This window comes from Clostridium sp. BNL1100, assembly GCF_000244875.1.
In the GTDB taxonomy this organism is placed as follows: Bacteria; Bacillota; Clostridia; order Acetivibrionales; family DSM-1351; genus Ruminiclostridium.
Map to the genome: position 1 here is coordinate 3286017 of NC_016791.1, position 21275 is coordinate 3307291.

Below are 21275 nucleotides of genomic sequence, written 5' to 3' on the forward strand. Positions count from 1 at the left end.
AAACCTTCCTTTGCTTTTGGGCTAAAAGGAAGGTTTTAATTTTTTATTTATCTATTTTATGATGCTTCAGCAGTTTCAAACTGGCTGTTGTACAAGGAAGCATAGAATCCGTTTGCTGCAAGGAGTTCCTCATGGTTACCCTGCTCTACGATATCTCCGTCCTTCATAACCAGAATCAAATCCGCATCTCTGATTGTAGACAATCTGTGAGCAATGATAAAGCTTGTTCTGTCCTTCATGAGGTTTTCCATAGCCTTTTGTATCAGTACTTCAGTACGAGTATCAACGGAGCTGGTTGCTTCATCCAGAATAAGAATCTTAGGGTCTGACAAAATAGCTCTGGCTATTGTAAGGAGCTGTTTCTGACCTTGTGATACATTGCTGGCCTCTTCATTTAAAATCATGTTGTAGCCTTCCGGAAGGGTCTTAATAAAGTGGTGTGCATGTGCTGCTTTGGCAGCTTCCTTAACCTCTTCATCAGTTGCATTCAATCTTCCGTAACGAATATTTTCCATAATACTTCCATTAAACAACCAAGTGTCCTGAAGAACCATTCCAAACAATTCACGCAAATCATTTCGTTTGAAATCATTAATATTAATACCATCAATGAATATGTCACCGCCGTTTAAATCATAAAAACGCATTAGCAGCTTAACCATTGTAGTCTTACCTGCTCCGGTAGGACCAACTATAGCAACTCTCTGGCCCGGTTTTACCTTGGCCGAGAAGTCATTAATTATGATTTTTTCAGGATTGTACCCAAAATGAACATTTTTAAATTCAACTCCGCCTTTAACATTTGCAGTATCTGCTGGTTTTGAAACATCCTCGACTTCTTCCTCTTCTTCAAGGAATGCAAAAACTCTTTCCGCAGCAGCTGCTGTTGACTGAAGCACGTTTGCAATCTGTGCTGCCTGACCTATGGGCTGCTGGAAAGTACGTACATATTGTATAAATGAAACTATATCTCCTACTTCGATTTTGTTCTTGATTGTCAGCCAACCACCAAGGATTGTTACTAAAACGTATCCGATATTTCCTATGAAACCCATTATCGGGAACATCATACCGGAAAGGAACTGTGATTTCCAGGCTGACTTAAACAGTGTATTATTCAGACTGTCAAACTGTTCAATTGCTTTTTTCTCACCGTTAAAGGCTTTCATTATGTTGTGTCCACTGAATACTTCTTCAACGTGGCCGTTAACATGACCCAGATATTCCTGCTGGGATTTAAAATACTTCTGTGACCTTTTAACTATCAGCGATATAAATATAACTGACAGCGGTATGATAAGCACTGAGGCCAAAGTCATAAGCCAGCTTATTGACAGCATCATTATCAATACACCGATAAGTATTGTAAAAGAAGAAAATATCTGTGATAAGCTTTGGTTCAAGGTCTGGCTGACGGTATCAATATCATTTGTAACCCTTGATAAAACCTCTCCATGGGTAACCTTATCGAAGAACTTCAACGGCATACGATTTATTTTCTGAGAAAGCTCTTTTCTCAGCTTGTATGAAACCTTTTGTGCAACTCCCGCCATTACATAACCCTGTATGAATGAGAATATGGCACTTATTACATACAATCCTATTAGAAATAATAACTTTTCCCCAATATAATCAAAGTCAATCCCCTTACCTGTACCACTGACTTTATCCACCAAACCAAGATAAATCTTTGTAACAGCATTTCCCATTATCTTTGGTCCAACAATGGAAAATGCGGCACTGCCAATAGCAAATATAAGTACTATTATGATAGACAGTCTGTATGGCTTCATGTAGGCAAGCAATTTTTTCATTGTGCCTTTAAAGTCCTTGGCCTTTTCTGTTTTCATTCCCATTGGACCACCACCCATAGGGCCTTGTCTTCTGGGTCTTTCATGCTTTATTTTATTTTCACTCATGCCAATTCCTCCTTTGATAACTGAGATAAGGCAATCTGTTTATAAACATCACAGGTTTCCATTAGCTCCCTATGAGTTCCTATTCCCACAACCTGGCCTTCATCCAGAACAAGTATCTGGTCTGCAGACATTACGGTGCTTATTCTCTGTGCTACTACAAGTACTGTTGCACCCTCTGTCTTTTCTTTAAGTGCCTTTCTTAATGCTGCATCTGTTTTAAAGTCCAATGCAGAAAAGCTATCATCAAATATAAATATTTCTGGTTTTTTAACAAGAGCACGGGCTATCGAAAGCCTTTGTTTCTGTCCACCGGACACGTTGGTACCGCCTTGTGAAATATCAGTCTTAAAGCCCTCTTCCTTCTCACTTATAAAGTCCATAGCCTGTGCTATCTCCGCGGCAGTTCTTATATCTTCCTCACCTGCTGACTCATTACCGTATTTAAGGTTGCTTTCAATTGTACCTGAGAACAGAATACCTTTTTGCGGAACATACCCTATTTTTTGCCTTAAATCATGTTGAGAAATATCTCTTATATCAACTCCATTAATAAGAATCTGTCCTCCAGTAACATCATAAAATCTAGGTATCAGATTAATAAGAGTTGATTTTCCGCTTCCCGTACTCCCTATAAATGCAGTAGTCTGGCCGGGTTTTGCCGTAAAGTTTACATTGGATATAACATCATCCTCTGCACCGGGGTATTTAAATGAAACATTTTTAAATTCCACAGTACCCTTCATTCCGTTCACAAAATCTTTGGATACATCAGGGTCTTTAATTGAACCTTTTGTATCAATAACTTCACCTATACGTGCTATTGAAACTGATGCGCGTGGTAAAATTATGGAAACCATTGAAATCATAAGGAATGCCATAATAATCTGCATAGCATATTGTATAAATGCCATCATATTACCGACCTGCATATTTCCCAAGTCTACCTGATGTGCACCTACCCATACTATCAATATCATAACACCATTCATTAGAAGCATCATTACAGGGAACATAGCTGACATGGTTCTTCCAACAAATAGATTTGTTCTTGTAAAATTGGTATTTGCCTGTTCGAATTTTTCTTCTTCTGTTTTCTGAGTACCAAAAGCTCGGATTACAAGCATACCTGTTAAGGATTCACGTGTTACAAGGTTAAGCTTGTCAACAAGTTTCTGCATACTTCTGAATTTCGGCATTGCTACAGCGAATAATACCCCTACTAAAGCCATTATAGCTAAAACGCCCACTCCAATAACCCATGTCATTGATGTATCTGTTTGTAATACCTTTAATACACCGCCTATACCAAGGATTGGAGCATAGAATACCATCCTCAGGAACATTACCAGGAAAATCTGTACCTGCTGTATGTCGTTGGTACTTCTTGTAATAAGAGAAGAAGTGGAGAATTTATCAAATTCGGCATTTGAGAATCCAACTACATTTTCGAATACGTTCTTTCTCATGCTTCTGCCCACGCCGGCTGAAACTCTTGCAGCCATCAGACCAACCGTAACAGTAGCACACATACTTATAAGAGATATAAGAAGCATCTTCAAACCGGCTATCAGTATATAATTGGACTGAAGATTTCCGGTATCCCTTCCGAGATCTTTGTACTCTGTCTGCACATATTTAACTGCACCCTGTGTGATTATACTGTCGGGCATACTCTCAAATTTATCATTAACTGATTTCATCATGCCTTGCAGCTGCTCTTTGGGGAGCTTAGTAATAACCGTAAATGGATCGGTTCCTTTAGGCACATTGGCGAATAATTTCTCCATCTCACTGTTACCGGCTGTATTGCTTTTGTTTTCCGATGAATTATCCGACATTTTAATTGAACCTTCGATAGCTCCTACAAACAGCATCGGCTTTCCGACTGCAGTATTTATCTTGTCAATAACCTCACTGTCGCTTGTATTCAGCTTGTATACATCGTTATTTTTAATTTCAGGATACCTTTTTAAGTACTTATCCATATCAGCCTGAGATGCTTTACCTTTTTCAATTAAAGTATAATTGTCCAAAACAGTTTTTTTATCATTATCATTCATAAAAAAAGTTATTTTGTCCATCTCAGTTTTTCTGATTATATCAGGTACAGCATTTTTAATACCTCCCTGTTGAATACCTACATTAACAATATCAGACATATAGTCCGGCAGAGATAAATCACAATATGCCTGGACAAGTAAAAATAAAACTATGCCAATAATTGATATTATATGAGGTTTCAAATGTCTCATTAATTTCCCCATGTATTGCTCCTTTCTGCAGTAGGGTAAAGTCTTGCCGTATGACAAATTTATATTCAAGACCATATCCAATTTACTTTTATAATTTGGTGTATTAACAGTTCATTTTTTAATTATATTTATATAACTATTATATGTCAATAATAATTTGATTGTATTATTAATTTAAATAGTTTATAATTACAATATTAAGTAATAAGTCAGTAATACTACTGTATAACAAATAAATATACGCAGATATTTATTTTATGTCTTGTTTATTGGAAAATATAGTAGTTTATCTTTTTAAAAGGAGTTAATGGAATGTTACCCGAAGAAGAAATTAATAGTATATCTGATGATTTGTTTTTGCTTGTACTTCATTTAAGCGGCAGAATATTTAACCCGTCAACTATGTTCAAAGGACTGCCTATTCCGCCGTCCCATACGAAAGTACTGTTCAGGCTGGCAAAACTCGGCCCCTGTCCGGTATCGCAGCTGGCGAATGACTTGATAATTTCAAGGCCTAATATGACACCGATTATTGACAAGCTTATTGCCGAAGGTTATGCGGACAGATATGACGATCCCAATGATAGAAGGGTAATAATGGTTAAATTGACTGAAAAAGCATGTACTTTATTGCGCGACATTGAACATAAAGCCAAAAGTTTATTTGTAGAAAAGTTGTCGAGTCTGGATGATAATGATTTGATAAATCTAAAAAATCTTGTACCTGAATTAAATAATATTGTTTTGAAAATTAAATAGAGCTTTACTAAAAAAGGCTAAGGAATAATTCCCCAGCCTTTTTTATGTTTATTATCAGAATTTAAGCAATGTTACCTTCAATACACCGTTAATCTTTTTAATAAGTTCAAGGACATTTGCCGGAACTTCGCAATCAACGCTTACAAATGCAACCGCTTTTTCCCCCTTGTGGTTTCTGCTCCACTGCATTGCAGCAATGTTGATATCGCTTGCACCAAGTATTGTTCCTATCTGACCAATAATACCCGGAACGTCTACATTCTGAATTGCCAAAACATAAGGAGTCGGTTCAAAGTCAAGTTTGTAACCGAAGAAATCAACAACACGTATTTCTTCTTTTGCAAAAACAGTACCGGAAACTGATAGGGCTTGGCTCTTTGTAAAGAATTTTATAGTAATCAGATTAGTGTATTTTTCAAGCTGTGAGCTTTTACTTTCTATAAGTGATATTCCCATGTTCTTTGCAATGAACTCAGCATTTACATAGTTTACCTTTTCTTTAATTACTATTTCAAGGAAGCCTTTTAAAACTGAGAGTGACAGTATCTTTGTTTCCTGCTCTGCAAGTTCTCCGCTGTAAACTATTTCGATCTTGTTAACTGTTTCCTTTTCAGCCTGGTAATATATTTTACCTAGTATTTCAGCTAAATCAAGATAAGGCCTCATCTCATTCAAATCCTTGTTTTTCATAGGAGGCATATTAACTGCTGCAACCATTTCACCTTTTAACGCATCTGAAACAAGCTTTGAAACGGCAGTACCTACATTGTAGTTTGCTTCAGCCGTTGAGGCTCCAAGGTGAGGAGTGATTATTACATTGTCAAGTTCAAAAAGCTTGTTTTGAAAATCCTGATCTTCAGGCTTTTTGTCATAGTTTGGTTCAGGGTTAAGAACGTCCAGTGCAGCAGCTGCCACATGCCCTTCTCTGATTGCGTTATATAAAGCGTCTTCATTAACCAAACCGCCTCTTGCGGCATTTACTATTCTTACACCTTTTTTACAAAGCTTTAATTGCTCCTCACCTATAATTCCATATGTTTCTGTTGTCTTAGGAGTATGCAGAGTTATCAGATCGCTCTGTTTCAACAGGTCTTCAAGAGTTTCACATCTTTCTACACCAAGCTTTTTGAACTTTTCATCAGTTATATACGGGTCGTATGCAACTACCTTCATATTGCATCCCTTGAGTTTTGTAGCTACTATGGAGCCTATTCTGCCCAAACCGATTACACCGGCTGTCTTTTCATCAAGCTCGTTTCCATTGAAGCTGCTTCTTCTGAAATCCTTTTGAGCTTTACCTGCCCAGTGTGCCTGAGGTATGTTTCTGAATATGGCAAATGCTTGCCCGATTGCCAGCTCAGCAGCAGCCATAATGTTACTTTCAGGGGTATTGACAACAATGATACCTCTCTTGGTACAAGCAGGCACTTCAATATTGTCGATACCGTTTCCTGCACGTCCTGCAACCTTCAATTTGCCGGCCTTTTGCAAAAGCTCTTCATTTACTTTAGTAACACTTCTTACTATTATTGCATCGTAATTCTCTATAATCTTAAGTAATTCTTCGTGGGATATTCCGTACTTTGTATCTACTTCATGTCCATTCTCCAGAAGATAGTTAATGCCGTCTTCTGCGATTCGTTCTGTGACAATTATTTTCATATAACTAATACCTCCCGTTATTAATTCTCAACATTTTATAGAAGTGCCTTCTAAACTACTCCCACTGATGCTCCCATTCCTACTTTGTAGCCTGCCTCACTCAAGGAATACTCCAAAGCGGCAAATGTTTTTATTACCTTTGAAATATCTATTCCTTTCGGTGCTTTAACAGCAGTTATTATGTAGGAAGATACTTTCTTCTTCCATGGCAAAGCCCTCCAGTATATTTATATTAATTTTTATTATTGAACATGTTTATTCTCGGCATCCCCGGTACCTGAATTGTTAAAAATAAAAAAGGCCAAATAAAAAAATTATTTGACCTCTGAGTTTTAGTATTCTAAAACGTCTCTCCCACAACAATCATCCACTTATATTTAATTATTGTATTTATTATAGTTAAATTAATAAACTATGCCAAGAAAATAACAAAGTTATGTACTAAATTTATTTAAACAAAAATCCCGGCTGAAAGATATCCGCCGGGATTTTTGCCAAATAATAAATCAGATGTTACAACAAAACCTATCACATTTCTTCACTTAATTAATTTTTATTTGATCTCCAAATAATCAACGTATGCTTTAACGTACCGTTATCTGAAGTACAAACCAACTGAATTTTCCGTTTCTGTTCCTAAACTTGGGCTTATTGGGTTCTCTGTAGGGCTTGTAGTAAGTGTATTGTTAGTTATATAAGCATTTCCGTTGCTTTGATAACCTATGATAGTAAATGCAATTTCAACCAACTTACCCATTGTCATTCCTAAGCTTTCCCACTTTTTAAAATGTTCGCTGACAGAAATTGTTCCGCTGGTACGTTTAGTTTGACGAACACTCCAATACTGTTTAAAAGTTTGGGTTCCTTCGATGGAAGGTTGGTTGACACGAGTTGTCTGATATATGTCATATGTACCTCCATCAACAGTAAAAGTACCTTTAAAAGTTCCTGTAGGACGATATGTACCCCAATTATCCACAATGTAAAATTCCACCAAAGGAGATACCGTCCATCCGTAAACACACAAATATGAATTCCCACCGGGATTGAAAATTGCAGAGTAGTTGATTGTTATGTTTCCAAGCTGTTGGTATGTCTGAGTAGCGTCAAATTTCCTACCTTTAGAGAATAGTGCATTACCAATGTTGTTCCACTGGCAGCTGAAAGCTCCGCCACTCCCGAGAGTCATGCTTGTGTTACCGTAGTCCTTCCACAACTCATAGTTGTACCCGTCCTGAATACCGGTCTGGTTTGAGGTGATAGTTGTTGCCGCATTTACGTTCATTGCAGTAAATGTAAAGCACATTACAACTGCTAAAAACAGCCCCATTACCTTTTGTTTCACATCACATTCCTCCTTGCAAATTATTTTCAACACCCAAATATTAAATTACCATATATAATCTTATTTGTAAATATTTTTGTTGTAAATTATTGAACTTTATTGTAAATAATTGCATTTCCGTTGTAATATCTTGAACTTTACTGTAAATAATTGCATTCCATAATGCATAAATAAAATACCTAACGAATATTAGGTTTTTTCCTGATGTTCGTTAGGTATTTTAAGTTGTCACATATTTTTAAACATATGCGAATCTTTTTTTATATAATTCCATTTCTCTTAAAGGATCTATTTCGTTATCGGTTTTCATGTATTCTTCCAACTCACTGCTTAAATCTGTTGCGGTAATTAAATCGTTTAAGGCAAGACTCAGATTACCTGTATGAACGTAAAAACAAGCTCTGTTATAGTACAAAAAAGAAGCATCAGAGTTATATCTTATCCCATTTGAAATAACCTCTATAGCTTTACCTATGTCGTTTTCCTCCATATATATAAGAGAAAGATTCAGATAGCTATAAGGATATCTGGGGTTCTTTTCTATAGACGTGTTATAATACGCTATAGCCTTCTGGGTATATCCAAGCCTATTCATAATTACCCCGGCATTAAAAAGCGCCTTAAAATGGTTGGGTTCCAGTTCCAAGCCTTTTCTTATAGCAATCAGGGCTTTGTCATATTTCCCCATTTCTTCATACACGGCAGCAAGGTTGTTATATGCCCAGAAGTGATACGGTTCAAGCTCTGCTGCCTTTTCGTAGTACTCAGCTGCTTCATCTTTTCGCCCGCTCTCATCACATGAATTGGCGAGAAAAAAATATGCTTTTGAGTAGTCAGGATTTATCTCAATAGCCGTTTTGTACATTTCTATGGCTTTGTCGAATTCCTTCCTGTCATCATAGATTATTGCCAGACCGTAATATGCTCTGGCTTCATGTGGATTTATTTCCAAAACTTTTTTGTATGTTTTAACCGCATCCCGCTGTTTTCCAAGGGAATCAAGAGTAACGGCAATATTCAGCAATAAATCTATAAAGTCAACTTCCAAACTTTTTTTTAAATAAATATTAAGAGCTTTGTTATAAAAATAAAGGGAGAGTTTTGGAGCCCTATCCATCACCAAACCTCCGCAAAAACAAAAAGTTTTATAACAAACTAAATACAATATTATCACTATCCCATATACTAAAATTGTTTTTATAAAATATTAATCTATACTTTCCAAAATAATTCTATGTTCAACAAGTTCCATTTCTTTTATTCTTGCTCTTACTGTTTTTCTTTCGTTATAAATATTTTCTAATATTATTTCATCTTTATCAGGAATAACCTTGTCTACCGAATCAAGAACAAGAGTCTCCTTACCGTTCTTATCTACAAGATATACATTAGCCTCGCACACTTTTATCACTCCTTATTACGTTTCCAACCATAGCTATTGCATCATCCAAATGATGTGGAAGCGGCTCATCACAAGTTCCGGTTACCAGAATGTTGCATCTGTTCAAAGGAATCAATATCTTTACCGCTTGGCTTTGTGCAATAGCCGCTGCCATTACAGGTGTGAGCTCGCCCAACATGGAATTAGCGCATACAATCCCTATTGTCCCAATTATTATGTCCACCTTCGATGCATTAAATAAAATTGCATTTTCACCGGAGGCTCCCTCGTTTGCACCGGCCTTGAGCATTAATGATGCGGCAAGTGCATTAGTTCCTAAGGCAAGCAGCTCAATTTCATTCCCAAATGAAGCCCTGAGCTTTTCAATCATAAGTTTGCCTATTCCTCCGCCCTGACCGTCTATAACTGCAACCCGCATATAACCTCCCAACCATTACTAACCTGCAAAATTTATACCAAACAATTCCACAAAAGGCATCTTCAAAATGTTCACCCGGCCATTAAGTACTGTCCTCTCATGATACTATCTAAACGAACATTCTATTACCATTATAAGTAATAAATATATTCTGTAAAGTATTGAACGTATTTTTTCTTATTTTTTTAAAGAATCTCTTTTCATAAACACACAAGGAGCTCACATAAATTTAGATTTCTTACATACAGGACAGTTTTGCATTGCAAGAGGTATCTCAAGCCCGCACCGATCCATAAGACTGCTATCTCCCAATATATCCACTGTGGGCCCGTCAGCCGCTATTTTGCCATTTTTCAGAACTATTGTCCTATCACACATATCCATTATCATGTCCAAGTCGTGACTTGTTATAATTTTTGTATGACTGAAACCTTTAAGAATGTTCATGACCTTACGTCTTGCCTTCGGGTCCAATGAAGCGGTAGGCTCATCCATTATAAGTATATCCGGCTCCATGGAAATAACCGCAGCTATAGCTGCCAGCTTCTTTTCACCGCCGGAAAGCTTGTATGGAGGACGGTCCTTCAGATGAGGTATTCCAACTTCTTCCAAGGCACGGTTTACTCTTCTCTCCACTTCTTTTTCATCAAGACGATAGTTCCTTGGCCCAAAAGCTACATCATCATATACCGATGTCATAAACAGCTGGTCGTCAGGTTCCTGAAATACAAGACCTATACTACGCCTTACATCTGAAAGGGTTTTCTTTGTAACAGGGATATCCCCAACTCTTACACTGCCTTTTTGGGGAAACAGTATTCCTGATAATATTGAAAGCAGCGTTGATTTACCGGCTCCGTTGGCTCCAACAACCCCTACCGATTCCCCGTGTCCAATCAGAATAGTGACGTTATCAAGTGCCTGATGCCCGTCAGGATAATTAAAGCTGACTTCTTCAAGTTCTATTTTGTGATGACTCATAAGACCTCCCATAAAAATTCTCAATGAAAAAACCCCGCTATAAACATCGGTATATTTATCAATCTTGACATTATAAAAAACAAAACACATGCCGGCAGATAAATTCCCTCTGCATACCCGATACCCTTGACTCCTGAAATATTTAACCTTCCATTATACCCTTTTAAAACCATGGATTGATATATTATCTGAGCACGGTTAAAGCTTCTTATAAGCAGCTGTCCTATCATTGAGCCCCAAACCTTGATTTTTACACCTTTTTGGCCGGGTGCTCTTAATGAATAACCTTTTAAAAGTCTTTCAGCCTCATCCATAAGGACAAAAATATATCTGTATGTCAGCAAAAACAACAGTACAAATATGGATGGTATTTTCACCAGGCTCATTGCTCCTGCTATATCATCGATTCCTGTAGTTGCAATTAGCAGAAATCCCGCCGAGACCATCAGTGTACTTTTTATTATAAGCGAAATTAGTGTCAACCATCCGCTTGACATGGTTACAGTTCCAATGTACATGGTATTTTTATCCAATATGGGGTTAAGTATTCCGGCCACAATAATAAAGGGTTCCAAAGCCAGAACCCTTTTTATAATCTTGCCCATAGGTATTTCGCAAATAATCATGACGGCAGCAGGATACATTATAAACGGTATAAGTGCAGATACCTCGTATCGGTCAAAGGATGCAAGTATCCCTATATAAGCCAAAGTAACAATGAGTTTAACCAGAGGGTGAATATTATTAATAATATTATCTCTTTTAGATAGTTCATCCAAATGCTTTATTTCATATAATGCCCCTGCTATGTCTGTCATAAAAATACTCCAAAATTAACTGTTTATTTAGCTTTCTTCCGCTTTATCAGCTTTATCAAATAACCTGCCACCAGTACCAAGCCCACTGTAATTCCTGAACCCACTAATCCGGAAACAACCGTTCCCATGGATTCATCGGCATTTTCCTGTTTCTTAAAACTGTAGTCCGGCAATACCGCAATATCCTGTTGTGCTTTTTCAAGTGATTTGTGTACTTGGGTTTCCCCTTTTATTTCTTTGTCCCCTGCTACCTTGCCTATTGACCACTCCAGACCGTCGGGATTTGCAGATGCAAACAGTGATATACCCCCTGCCAGAAGTACTGCAGCAACAAGAAAACCAATAATTACAGACTTATAACCCTGCTTTTTACTTTTTTCAGAAGGTTCGGTATTAATTATGTCTGGCCTCACCTTCCAGACAAATGACACTACCGCAGCCGTTACCACGCCTTCCACGGCGCCTATTGCTAAGTGAATTCCCTGCATGGCAAGTGCAAACTGAGTAAAGGGCAGCTCTGTTTTTCCTGACAGCAGTGTTTGAATTACCACACTGAAAGCCCCCATCTGTAATGCAGCCACACTCGACAGAATACTTCCTGTCATTAATCTTGTTCTGGTGAGTCCTTTTTTAGTTATAGTACGGTATATCAGTGGGTATGCAATAAAGCATGCAAAAAACCCCATATTTATTACATTGCAGCCATAGGCAAGCAGTCCTCCGTCAGCAAAAAACAGTGCTTGTATAAGAAGAATTGCCGCTATTGACAAAAATCCCGCATAGGGCCCCAGCAGAATTGAAAGCATTATTGCACCTGCAAGGTGGCCACTTGAACCTGTTCCGGGTATGGTAAAATTAATCATTTGTGCAGCAAAAACAAAAGCGGACATTACTCCCATTAAAGGAATTTTTTTCTCATCCATGTCCCTTACTTTTTTTATTGATACTGCCGCTGTTCCCACAGCTGCCGTCATTATTGTACCTCCGACCGCCGGTGACAGCATAAAATCTCCCATATGCATTGTTGATCTTCCCCTTTTACATAATAATAGACCCATAAGGGTATGTAGATACTAGCCCTTCTTGGGTCTAATTAAATTTAAAATGAATAATAAGTGTTAATCAGGGAGACCTTCATGATCTCGTTTCATAGCTATTCTACAATAAAGAAATTTATGTGTCAAACATAATACATGTTATTCCATAAGTTCACTCTGTTCAAAAATACCCTTGCTAAGGTATGCCAGCAATATGGAAATGACAACGTTTACAACCAGCATACATAAAGATGTTTCTATAACATTCGGTACACCATTTGAAAGAACCGCTATAACAATTAAAATTATTATGGCAGGTATACATGCAGCAATTACAAACAGCATTCTGAGCATTGTAACTACCACCGCATTGGAACTTGAACCAATTAACCTGTATGTAAAGATCTCTGCAAAAACAAAAAGTATGGCAAAACTAAAAAATACAAGTATATAATTAATCCAATTCGCAGGGCTGAGTTTGTATCCTATAGCTGCAACGGTTAGAGCTATTCCGCCGCTTATCATTGTTTTAATTAATCCAGGCAATACGGAATAGATTAGTTTTTTGAATGAGCTTTCGGGAATCAGAAAAACGTAGGGTTTTTTAAAATCCCTGTGCCATGAATCATTAAGAGACATTGATAAAGCCCCGAAACTCACCATTGCCATTACAAAGCTGAATTCAAATCCAAAAATCAAACCAAAGGCTACGTAGAACAGTTGTAGTAATATTTCCCTGTTATTGGATATTAAACCCAGTTTTCTGCTTTCCAACATCTGCTTGGAATATATTGCAGCTGCTCCAATTCCGAATTTAACAGAAACAGACTTGTTTTTTAACTTTGAAAAGGCATGTGAGTCCGCCTTACCCGATGTCTTAATATCATCCATTATTTTTTGGAGACTGACCGAGTCTTCTAAAGTTTTTTCATAGAAATCAACTTTTACATTATACAGCATAATACTAAGCAAAGCATTTACAGCCAGAAGCAAACATACAGGCGGAATAAATCCTGTCAGTATATTTCCTGCCAGCAGTGAACTTACAGCCCATTTTGTCCAGCCAAAAAGCGGTACCCAATTATACCACGAGCTTTCAAAGTAATTTTTTACTGTAATCTTTAATTCAAAATCATTATTAAATAACATAACTGCAAAAGCAACTGCAAGTACCCCTAAAAAAGCCCAGAAAACCTTCTTTGAGTTCTTCTTAAAGCCTGTATTCTCCGCATCAACTATATAAATATAATAGTACGAAAGAAAAATGACTCCAAGGAAAAGACTAATAACAATAAGAGTTATCAAATACTTAGTAAAACTCAATGCTGAACCTATTAACAAAGGAAGATAAAAACACATAAAGAAACCTATCATCAGCGAAGCAGGTGCTACAGAAACCAAAAGATACACCAGTACCTGTCTTTTTTCAAAGGGCCCTGTAAAAAGGAAGTTTGCGTCCGCCATTGTCAATATTCCCGTATCTCTTGAAAGAAACGAATTGTATAGTAATACTCCCAAGAAAAGTACGATTGCTGCAATAATTGTTTCAGTAGAGATACTCTGCAATGGGGCCTTTTTTATTTTAAAAGACGAAATAAAAACAAATATAAATCCAACCACACCCAATACGGTCAGAATGGCAGACGGGATACTTTTAAATGTACGTTTTACCTTATTTATATAGGTTCTTTTAATTAAATACATTATTGCCTGCATTCTTCTTCCTCCCCGGTGAGTTCAAAGAATATTGTTTTTAGATCCCTTCCGTTAAGTTCCTGTTTTGTAATGTCTGAAACTATTTTACCCTTATTCATGATGTATGCTCTATCCCAAACATCATTTATTGTATCAATTATATGAGTGCTAACCAGCACACTCTTCCCCTGTTCTTTAAGTTCTTGGAATATTTTTAGAACCTCATTTATTGCTTTGGGGTCAAGTCCAACTAATGGCTCATCAAAAAGTACCGCTTTAGGTTCTATAAGCATAGCCAGTGCAATACTAAGCTTCTGGGTCATACCTTTTGAAAGCTCCCTTACGTATTTGTCCTTTTTATCAATAATTTCGAGTCTTTCAAATATGGCTTTTATCTTGTCCTCCCATCCCGCTTCCAGTTTGTAAGCCTTGGCAATGAATTCTGCGTGTTCCATCGAAGTGAGCAGATCATACAAAGCAGGCGTTTCGGGTATATACCCGAACACCTGCTTTGCATCTACTGTTTTATTTGGGAAACCCCATATTGTTATTTCACCTTCAAATTTTAAAAGTCCGGCAATGCTCTTAATTGTTGTGGATTTCCCTGCGCCGTTAGGGCCTAAAAGTATAGTTATTTCACCCGGTTTTGCAGTCAATGAAATTCCATCTACCGCTTTGAACTTACTATAGCTTTTGGTAAGATTGTTTATTGCAATCATTTTTTTCCTCCATGTTTTATTATTAAACTAACTGTTTAGTACCTTGTATATTTGGCTGTTTGTACAGCCTGAATTTCTCATTGGGTCAACAATGTCGCTTATTAGGTCAGGTATATAGGTTTTTAAAGTCTTTAATTTCCCGGAAACAGTGTATTCCCCGGAAGCTGCAGGCAGAAATACTGTTTCACCGGCATTGACTTTTACATTTGCTTCCCCTGTTTTGATTTCCCCATTGCCTTCCAAAAATATGTAAATACAGAATTTGCTACCGTCACATTTTTCTGTAACTTCACCATTTAATTCATATCTTTCACATGCAAAATATCTGTTTGCCACAAATACTGTTTTTGAACTGGTGTCATTAACTTCAACCTTTACACCATCACATTTAGCCATTCTGCGCCCGGCTCCAAAGTTAATAACGTCAAGTGCTTTATTCAAATGTAGCTGACGCCTGACTCCGTTTTTGTCAACCCTGTTGTAGTCAAATAGCCGGTAAGTAATATCAGAAGTCTGCTGGATTTCCGCTATTACTATACCTTCACCTATAGAGTGAACTGTTCCTGCAGGTATATTTATGACATCTCCAGGCATAACCTCAACTTGTAACAGGCAGTCTTCAATACGGTTTTCTTTGACAGCTCTTAAGAATTTCTCTCTGGTTACATTTTCTTTAAGACCAGCGACCAGCTTTGCACTTGGCTTTGTAGCTATTACATACCACATCTCATTTTTTCCGAAGCTATTTTCAAAAACTGCAGCATAGTTATCATCGGGGTGTACCTGAACGGAGAGTTTATCATTTGCATCTATAAGTTTTACCAGTAGAGGTATTTCACTGCACCCTGAAGGAAATTTTGTTCCTACAACACCTACCGGGTCAGACTTTATTAGTTCAGTCAGTGTCCGTCCTGCAAATTCTCCATTTGCTACGACACTAAGTCCGCTTTTATGGCAGGACACCTCCCAGCTTTCGGCAACTACACCTTCCGGTAGCTCCCTACCTAGCTTCTCAAAGTATCGACCTCCCCAGATATAATCCTTATAGACAGGTCTAAATTTAATAGGATAATACATAAGCTCCTCCGTAGCCAAAAAAGCCAAATGGTAACATTTGGCTTTTTATTATAAGTATTATATTTTATTCTAAATCATATCATATAATGATTCAATATTATTTAACATTAACCGCCTTATTTTCTTTTGAAAACTGTAGCAGCTTTCCTATTTTTAATCTGTCGCCATAATGAAGCACCGCATAGGAGTAAAGCTTTACTGAAATCATCCCGACAAATACTATAGTTATAAGTAATATTCCCAGCGATAGTCCGATTTGCCAAAGTGGTACATCTGCCGTCACCAGCCTTGATGGTATTGAAAACGGGGAAGTAAGTGGTATTATTGAAGCTACTTTCGCAGCCGTGCTGTTTGGAACCGCAAATGTTCCGTATGAGAAGTAGAATGCTATCAGTGCTATAAAGGACATAGGCATCATAGCGGAGTTTACATCTTCTGCCTTGCTTACAGTAGCACCAACAACAGCATACATAAGCGCATACAAGGTATATCCAAGTATGAAGTAAATTATCACCATTGCAAGTGTAAAAGGTGTAAAGCCTGAGAAATCCAATTTCATACCGCTTATAGTGAAATCTGATGGAAAAACAGTACTGTATGTCAATACACCAACCCCAATAATCAATGCAAGCTGTATAAGTCCCAGTGCTCCCATACCGGCAGTTTTTCCGATTATTATTCTTGAAGGTTTCACGGAAGTTACCAGCAACTCCATAACTCTTGATGTCTTTTCTGATGCAACGGACATTGATACTCCATAGCCATAGAAATATATTGCAAAGAACAATATTATTACTATAAATATGCTGGAGATAAATCCTCCTATTTTACTGTTGCCCAATTCATTAACATTAACATTTAAATCTGCTAAAGTCTTTGTAACAACATCTTCAGGAACATTTTCCCCTTTCAGCATGGTTGTCACGTAAATATTCTTGAATACCTTGCTTATCATATCAGGGTCTGGGCCGCTTCCATACTGCTTTGTAAAGTATTCGACACTTGGAATGTTATCTTTCAGGCTAATAACTATCATATAGCTTTCACCCTTATCCTTTATCTGAGCTTTCAGGCTTTCCTCCTTGTCAGAAGTCACCTTTTCAAGCTTAAAGCCTGACATTTGCTGCTGTAATTCATTTATTCCCTGTTCAAATATTCCGGTTTTGTCAACAAAATATACCGTTTTGATGTTTTTAGAGTCTGTCTGGGTCTGCTCTTTAGGATTATCATTGTCTGCTGTTTTACTGTTGGAAATTGCCGCCGGTATTATCATAGCCGCTACAACTATTACAAGAATTAATACAGTTGATATAATGAATGATTTTTTTCGTGCATTCTCTTTGAAAGTGTACTTGAATACTTCTAAAAATTCTTTCATTTTGCTTCACCAGCCTTTTCTATAAATATTTCATGCAGTGATGGCTCTCTTATTTCAAATTTATCAAGTATAAGCCTTTTGTTAAGTATTTTTTCAAGCAGTTTGTACGCCTGCTCTTCATTTGAGATTTTAAATTCATAGCCTGCCGCAGTGCGGTTTACCTTTGTAATACCCTCTTGTGCAGCAAGTTCAATAATATCTCCTTCGGAATTTATTAATAGATTATTTCTCCCGTAGTTATGCTTGATTTTTTTAAGATCTCCGTTAAGTACTGTGTTACCGTTTTTAAGAATCACTATATCCCTGCAAAATTCCTCAACTGTGGACATTTGATGACTTGACATTATTATGTATTTTTCTTTCTTTATCAGTTCATGTATTACGCCCTTGAACAACTCCGTATTCACAGGGTCCAGTCCACTGAACGGCTCATCCATGAATATCAGGTCGGGATCGTGCAGTATAGATGCAATAAACTGTATTTTCTGCTGATTCCCTTTGGATAGCTTCTCTGCTGCCATATTTGCATATTGGCTTGCTTCCATTCTTTCCAGCCAGTAGCTTATGTCCTTTTTTGCCTTGGCGGCACTGATTCGTCTCAGACTTGCAAAATACATTAACTGCTCCGTTACTTTTACTTTAGGGTACAGCCCTCTTTCTTCAGGCAGATAGCCGAAATTTGTAATCTGGCTTTCTACAGGTTTGTTATCCCACATTATGCTTCCCGAATCTTTTTTTACAATATTCAATATCATTCTTATTGTTGTGGTTTTACCTGCCCCATTTGTACCTAGCAACCCAAACACACCCGGTTCACTTACTTCAAATGAAATATCGTTAACAACAAGCTTTTCTCCAAACTTTTTTGATACATTTTGTACTTGTAAACTCAAATTATCCACCTCTTTATTTTAATTTTTTATTGTTTCTTTTTGAATTTAGTTATTTGCATCACCACATTTGTAATTATAAATGAAAAAAATGCCAGAATTAGTGAACCAAATATACAAAGAACGGGCAGCATGGCTTTGCTGCTATCCTTATATGTGTCCCATATCAAATTTCCGAATGACACACACTCCATTACTGTAGCAACCAGTACTATTGCAAGCAATACCTTGTTTCTGGCAATAAGACTTTCAAAATCAGTGTACAGTTCAGGTCTCTCATCCTCATACTGTTTCCTCAATATGTACCAACCCATTCCTATCTGATACAGCTCCCATCCGTCATCCCTAACCAGCGTAACATAATCAGGGGTAAGCTTGGGTTGGTAGTCAATACAATATCTGGCTTTTATCGGTTGGCACCTTTCGAAGTAAAAGAATAAGCCTTTGACTCTTGTTTCAACAAGTCTGAGACCATTTGACTCCATTTCTTCCAGCCAGTTTTCAATCCTTTCGTACTCCCAGGCCCACCACCATTTAAATATCTTGATCATGATTAAATCCCCCCAGAACCTTGTGCCCGTTCACATACATCTCGTCTATACGACTCATTTCCTGTTCAAGCAACCATTTACCCATCTCAGTTATCCTGTATAGTTTACGCCTGTCCTCTTCTCCTGATGGCTCAATAAGACTGTCCTTTTCAAACTTGGTAAGAGTTCCGTAAATAGTCCCTGCGCCAAGATTTATCCTGCCCCCGGTTATGTCCTTTACATGGAGTATAATTCCATATCCGTGTCTGGGCTCATTGAGTGAAAGCAGAATATAAAAACCGGTTTCGCTCATGGGTAAATATGCTTTTATTAGTTTTTCATTCATACCCTCATTCTCCTTCGTATATATCACGTTGTGATATATCATGAATGTAATATATCACAACGTGATATAACGTGTCAAGATATACTTGGTATAAATTTTATATTTGCTTAAAATTTTTAGCGTACACTAAAAGGACTATTGCAAAATGTTTTTTAACCTGTACTCAGGAGTATAAATTGTATCAATGGAAGCTTGGTTAAAGATATTTGCATTTGTTTATGGTTGAATACGGATATTTTACCGGAAAACCTATCACGATGATATGCTCCCCTTGTGGTAGACAGATAAAATAATTAAAACTGTTTATCAAAAGGAGGAGCATGTTTTTGTGAAAAGAATACGTAAATTTACATCAGATGAGAAATTAAGATGCGTTTTCAGGTGCATTGAGGGAAAAGAGCCAGTTCGTCACGTTGCAAATTTGATAGGAGTCAATCATATTACATTGAAGGAATGGATTAGAAATTACAAAGTATTAGGAATCGCCGCTCTAAGCACCACTCATAAGAGGCCTATTTATTCCGATGAGCTAAAAGAAACAGCTGTTAAAGACTATCTTAATGGTATTGGTTCTCAGGAATCTCTCTGCTTAAAATACAGTATACTTGCTAAAAGTACATTACGTAATTGGATTTTGAAGTATAATAGTCATATGGAAGATTCAATAGCAGGAGGAACATCTTTAATGACTGATGCCCATGAAGTCACTTATTACGAAAAATTGAAATAGTTAGGTATTGTATTGAACACCAGAAAAATTATTCTGAAACAGCCCAAACGTTTAATGTATCTTATCATCAGGTTTATTCTTGGACACACAAATATGAATCTGGAGGTATAGATGCCTTGCAGGACAATCGTGGAAAGAAAAAGAATAAGGGTGAATGGTCTGAGCTAGAAAAACTGAGAGCTGAGAACCGCAGACAAAAAATGGAGATAGATTTTCTAAAAAAACTCGACGAGATAGAAAGGAGGCGGTTCTAAGTCAGGTAAGATATGAAACTATTTATCTGGCAATACAAGAGCTTCACGATATCATAGCATATCCAATCACAGAATTATGTAATATTGCAGGAATTCAACGCTCTTCATATTACAAATGGCTTAATAGAAAAGAAAGTAACAATGAACAATTCAATAAAAAACTACTTCATATTATAAAAGATGTATATGAAGAGAGAAATGGTATTCTTGGATATCGTCAGATGACAGTCAAGTTAAATCGTGAGCACGATTTCCATGTAAACAATAAGAGAATATACAGACTTATGAGAATACTTAACTTAAAATCTGTGTGCCGTAAAAAGAAAAAGATCTATATCAAATCAACTCCCGAAATTGCTGCAGAAAATGTACTTAATAGAGAATTTTACACGGATGGATTTGGCAAGAAGTGGCTTACTGATATAACAGAAATGAAGTATGGTCTAAATAGCAAAGCTTATCTTAGTGCTATACTGGATTTAGGAGATAAAAGTATTGTATCTTTTGTACTTGGTCATTCAAACAACAATGAACTGGTATTTAATACATTTGACTTTGCACACAATAAATATTCTAAAGCAAAACCAATTTTCCACAGTGATAGAGGATTCCAATATACATCAAGGATATTTAAGAAAAAACTTGATGAGGCAGGCATGACACAGAGCATGTCAAGAATTTCCCGTTGTATTGATAATGGGCCAATGGAAGCATTTTGGGGAATGCTTAAATCCGAAATGTATTATCTAAAAAAATTTAACACATACGATGAACTCGAAGCAGCAGTTAGTGAATACATAGATTATTACAATAACTACCGCTACCAGAAGAGTCTTGACGGTATGACTCCAATAGAGTACAGGCAACATCTTATGGAAAACTTACATAAAGAGGACGCCGACCATAATTAAATGATTGACGTCCTTAAGAATTTATTTTTTCCCTGTCTACTTGACAGGGAGCATATCACGATGTAGGTTTTAGCGAAACTATGAATCATGGACGATGAATGTGAGCGACGGTAAAATATCCTAAGATGAGCCGCTAGAAACTCTTGCAAATA

Annotated in this window: 21 protein-coding genes and 1 pseudogene; 4 read left to right on the forward strand and 18 right to left on the reverse strand. The window is 37.0% G+C overall.

All coding sequences use genetic code 11. From position 1 onward, the window contains the following. Positions 1-56: 56 nt before the first annotated feature. Positions 57-1919, reverse strand: a complete 1863-nt coding sequence (locus CLO1100_RS13815) for an ABC transporter ATP-binding protein (protein WP_014314374.1) — start codon at positions 1917-1919, stop codon at positions 57-59. Then, the gene (locus CLO1100_RS13820; protein ID WP_014314375.1) at positions 1916-4183 is read right to left on the reverse strand and encodes an ABC transporter ATP-binding protein; all 2268 of its coding nucleotides are present in this window, start codon (positions 4181-4183) and stop codon (positions 1916-1918) included. Before CLO1100_RS13820 ends, CLO1100_RS13815 begins: the two co-directional genes overlap by 4 nt. A 300-nt stretch (positions 4184-4483) precedes the next feature. Here CLO1100_RS13820 and CLO1100_RS13825 point away from each other — a divergent pair, with 300 nt between their 5' ends. After that, positions 4484-4930: a MarR family transcriptional regulator gene (locus tag CLO1100_RS13825; protein WP_014314376.1), complete on the forward strand. Its 447-nt coding sequence runs from the start codon at positions 4484-4486 to the stop codon at positions 4928-4930. Positions 4931-4984: 54 nt separating this feature from the next. On the opposite strand, the gene serA is transcribed toward CLO1100_RS13825, so the two are convergent. From serA to CLO1100_RS13900, 16 genes and pseudogenes are all read right to left on the reverse strand, one after another. Next, positions 4985-6592 carry a phosphoglycerate dehydrogenase gene (serA, locus tag CLO1100_RS13830; RefSeq protein WP_014314377.1) on the reverse strand — a complete coding sequence of 536 codons (1608 nt, stop codon included), beginning with the start codon at positions 6590-6592 and terminating at the stop codon, positions 4985-4987. Between the two features lie 50 nt (positions 6593-6642). Beyond that, complete coding sequence (locus tag CLO1100_RS20505) at positions 6643-6804, reverse strand: hypothetical protein (RefSeq protein ID WP_014314378.1); 162 nt, start codon at positions 6802-6804, stop codon at positions 6643-6645. Between the two features lie 479 nt (positions 6805-7283). Beyond that, positions 7284-7898: pseudogene (locus tag CLO1100_RS13835) on the reverse strand (glycoside hydrolase family 11 protein); the annotation flags it as partial. Positions 7899-8175: 277 nt separating this feature from the next. Further along, entirely contained in the window at positions 8176-9054 is an 879-nt protein-coding gene (locus tag CLO1100_RS13840) for a tetratricopeptide repeat protein (protein ID WP_014314380.1), read from the reverse strand. A 90-nt stretch (positions 9055-9144) separates the two neighbouring features. Then, positions 9145-9339 carry a CooT family nickel-binding protein gene (locus tag CLO1100_RS13845; protein ID WP_014314381.1) on the reverse strand — a complete coding sequence of 65 codons (195 nt, stop codon included), beginning with the start codon at positions 9337-9339 and terminating at the stop codon, positions 9145-9147. Then, the gene (locus CLO1100_RS13850) at positions 9326-9757 is read right to left on the reverse strand and encodes a DUF3842 family protein (protein ID WP_014314382.1); all 432 of its coding nucleotides are present in this window, start codon (positions 9755-9757) and stop codon (positions 9326-9328) included. The genes CLO1100_RS13845 and CLO1100_RS13850 overlap by 14 nt, the downstream gene beginning before the upstream one ends. Positions 9758-9976: 219 nt before the next feature. Next, positions 9977-10738: an ABC transporter ATP-binding protein gene (locus CLO1100_RS13855; protein ID WP_014314383.1), complete on the reverse strand. Its 762-nt coding sequence runs from the start codon at positions 10736-10738 to the stop codon at positions 9977-9979. A gap of 20 nt (positions 10739-10758) precedes the next feature. Continuing rightward, positions 10759-11556 carry a cobalt ECF transporter T component CbiQ gene (cbiQ, locus tag CLO1100_RS13860; RefSeq protein WP_014314384.1) on the reverse strand — a complete coding sequence of 266 codons (798 nt, stop codon included), beginning with the start codon at positions 11554-11556 and terminating at the stop codon, positions 10759-10761. Positions 11557-11579: 23 nt separating this feature from the next. Continuing rightward, positions 11580-12578, reverse strand: coding sequence for an energy-coupling factor ABC transporter permease (locus tag CLO1100_RS13865; protein WP_014314385.1), 999 nt, complete (start codon positions 12576-12578; stop codon positions 11580-11582). Between the two features lie 174 nt (positions 12579-12752). Then, positions 12753-14309, reverse strand: a complete 1557-nt coding sequence (locus CLO1100_RS13870) for a putative ABC exporter domain-containing protein (protein ID WP_014314386.1) — start codon at positions 14307-14309, stop codon at positions 12753-12755. Beyond that, the gene (locus CLO1100_RS13875; RefSeq protein WP_014314387.1) at positions 14297-15007 is read right to left on the reverse strand and encodes an ABC transporter ATP-binding protein; all 711 of its coding nucleotides are present in this window, start codon (positions 15005-15007) and stop codon (positions 14297-14299) included. Before CLO1100_RS13875 ends, CLO1100_RS13870 begins: the two co-directional genes overlap by 13 nt. A 27-nt stretch (positions 15008-15034) precedes the next feature. Then, positions 15035-16084 carry a type I phosphomannose isomerase catalytic subunit gene (locus CLO1100_RS13880; RefSeq protein ID WP_014314388.1) on the reverse strand — a complete coding sequence of 350 codons (1050 nt, stop codon included), beginning with the start codon at positions 16082-16084 and terminating at the stop codon, positions 15035-15037. A 97-nt stretch (positions 16085-16181) separates the two neighbouring features. Continuing rightward, complete coding sequence (locus tag CLO1100_RS13885; protein WP_014314389.1) at positions 16182-17462, reverse strand: ABC transporter permease; 1281 nt, start codon at positions 17460-17462, stop codon at positions 16182-16184. Beyond that, on the reverse strand, positions 17459-18355 hold the full coding sequence (locus CLO1100_RS13890) for an ATP-binding cassette domain-containing protein (RefSeq protein WP_014314390.1): 897 nt from the start codon (positions 18353-18355) through the stop codon (positions 17459-17461). Before CLO1100_RS13890 ends, CLO1100_RS13885 begins: the two co-directional genes overlap by 4 nt. 26 nt (positions 18356-18381) lie before the next feature. Next, positions 18382-18903, reverse strand: a complete 522-nt coding sequence (locus CLO1100_RS13895) for a DUF2812 domain-containing protein (protein ID WP_014314391.1) — start codon at positions 18901-18903, stop codon at positions 18382-18384. Next, positions 18887-19228 carry a PadR family transcriptional regulator gene (locus CLO1100_RS13900; RefSeq protein ID WP_014314392.1) on the reverse strand — a complete coding sequence of 114 codons (342 nt, stop codon included), beginning with the start codon at positions 19226-19228 and terminating at the stop codon, positions 18887-18889. Before CLO1100_RS13900 ends, CLO1100_RS13895 begins: the two co-directional genes overlap by 17 nt. A 328-nt stretch (positions 19229-19556) precedes the next feature. On the opposite strand from CLO1100_RS13900, the gene CLO1100_RS20510 reads away from it, so the two are divergent. Genes CLO1100_RS20510 through CLO1100_RS13910 form a run of 3 tightly spaced genes read left to right on the forward strand, consistent with a single transcriptional unit; the run spans position 19557 to position 21123 of the window. After that, on the forward strand, positions 19557-19958 hold the full coding sequence (locus CLO1100_RS20510) for a transposase (RefSeq protein WP_050814146.1): 402 nt from the start codon (positions 19557-19559) through the stop codon (positions 19956-19958). An 11-nt stretch (positions 19959-19969) separates the two neighbouring features. Continuing rightward, the gene (locus tag CLO1100_RS20515) at positions 19970-20212 is read left to right on the forward strand and encodes a helix-turn-helix domain-containing protein (RefSeq protein WP_242836734.1); all 243 of its coding nucleotides are present in this window, start codon (positions 19970-19972) and stop codon (positions 20210-20212) included. A gap of 20 nt (positions 20213-20232) precedes the next feature. Continuing rightward, on the forward strand, positions 20233-21123 hold the full coding sequence (locus tag CLO1100_RS13910; RefSeq protein WP_148265076.1) for an IS3 family transposase: 891 nt from the start codon (positions 20233-20235) through the stop codon (positions 21121-21123). The last annotated feature ends 152 nt before the right edge of the window (positions 21124-21275 follow it).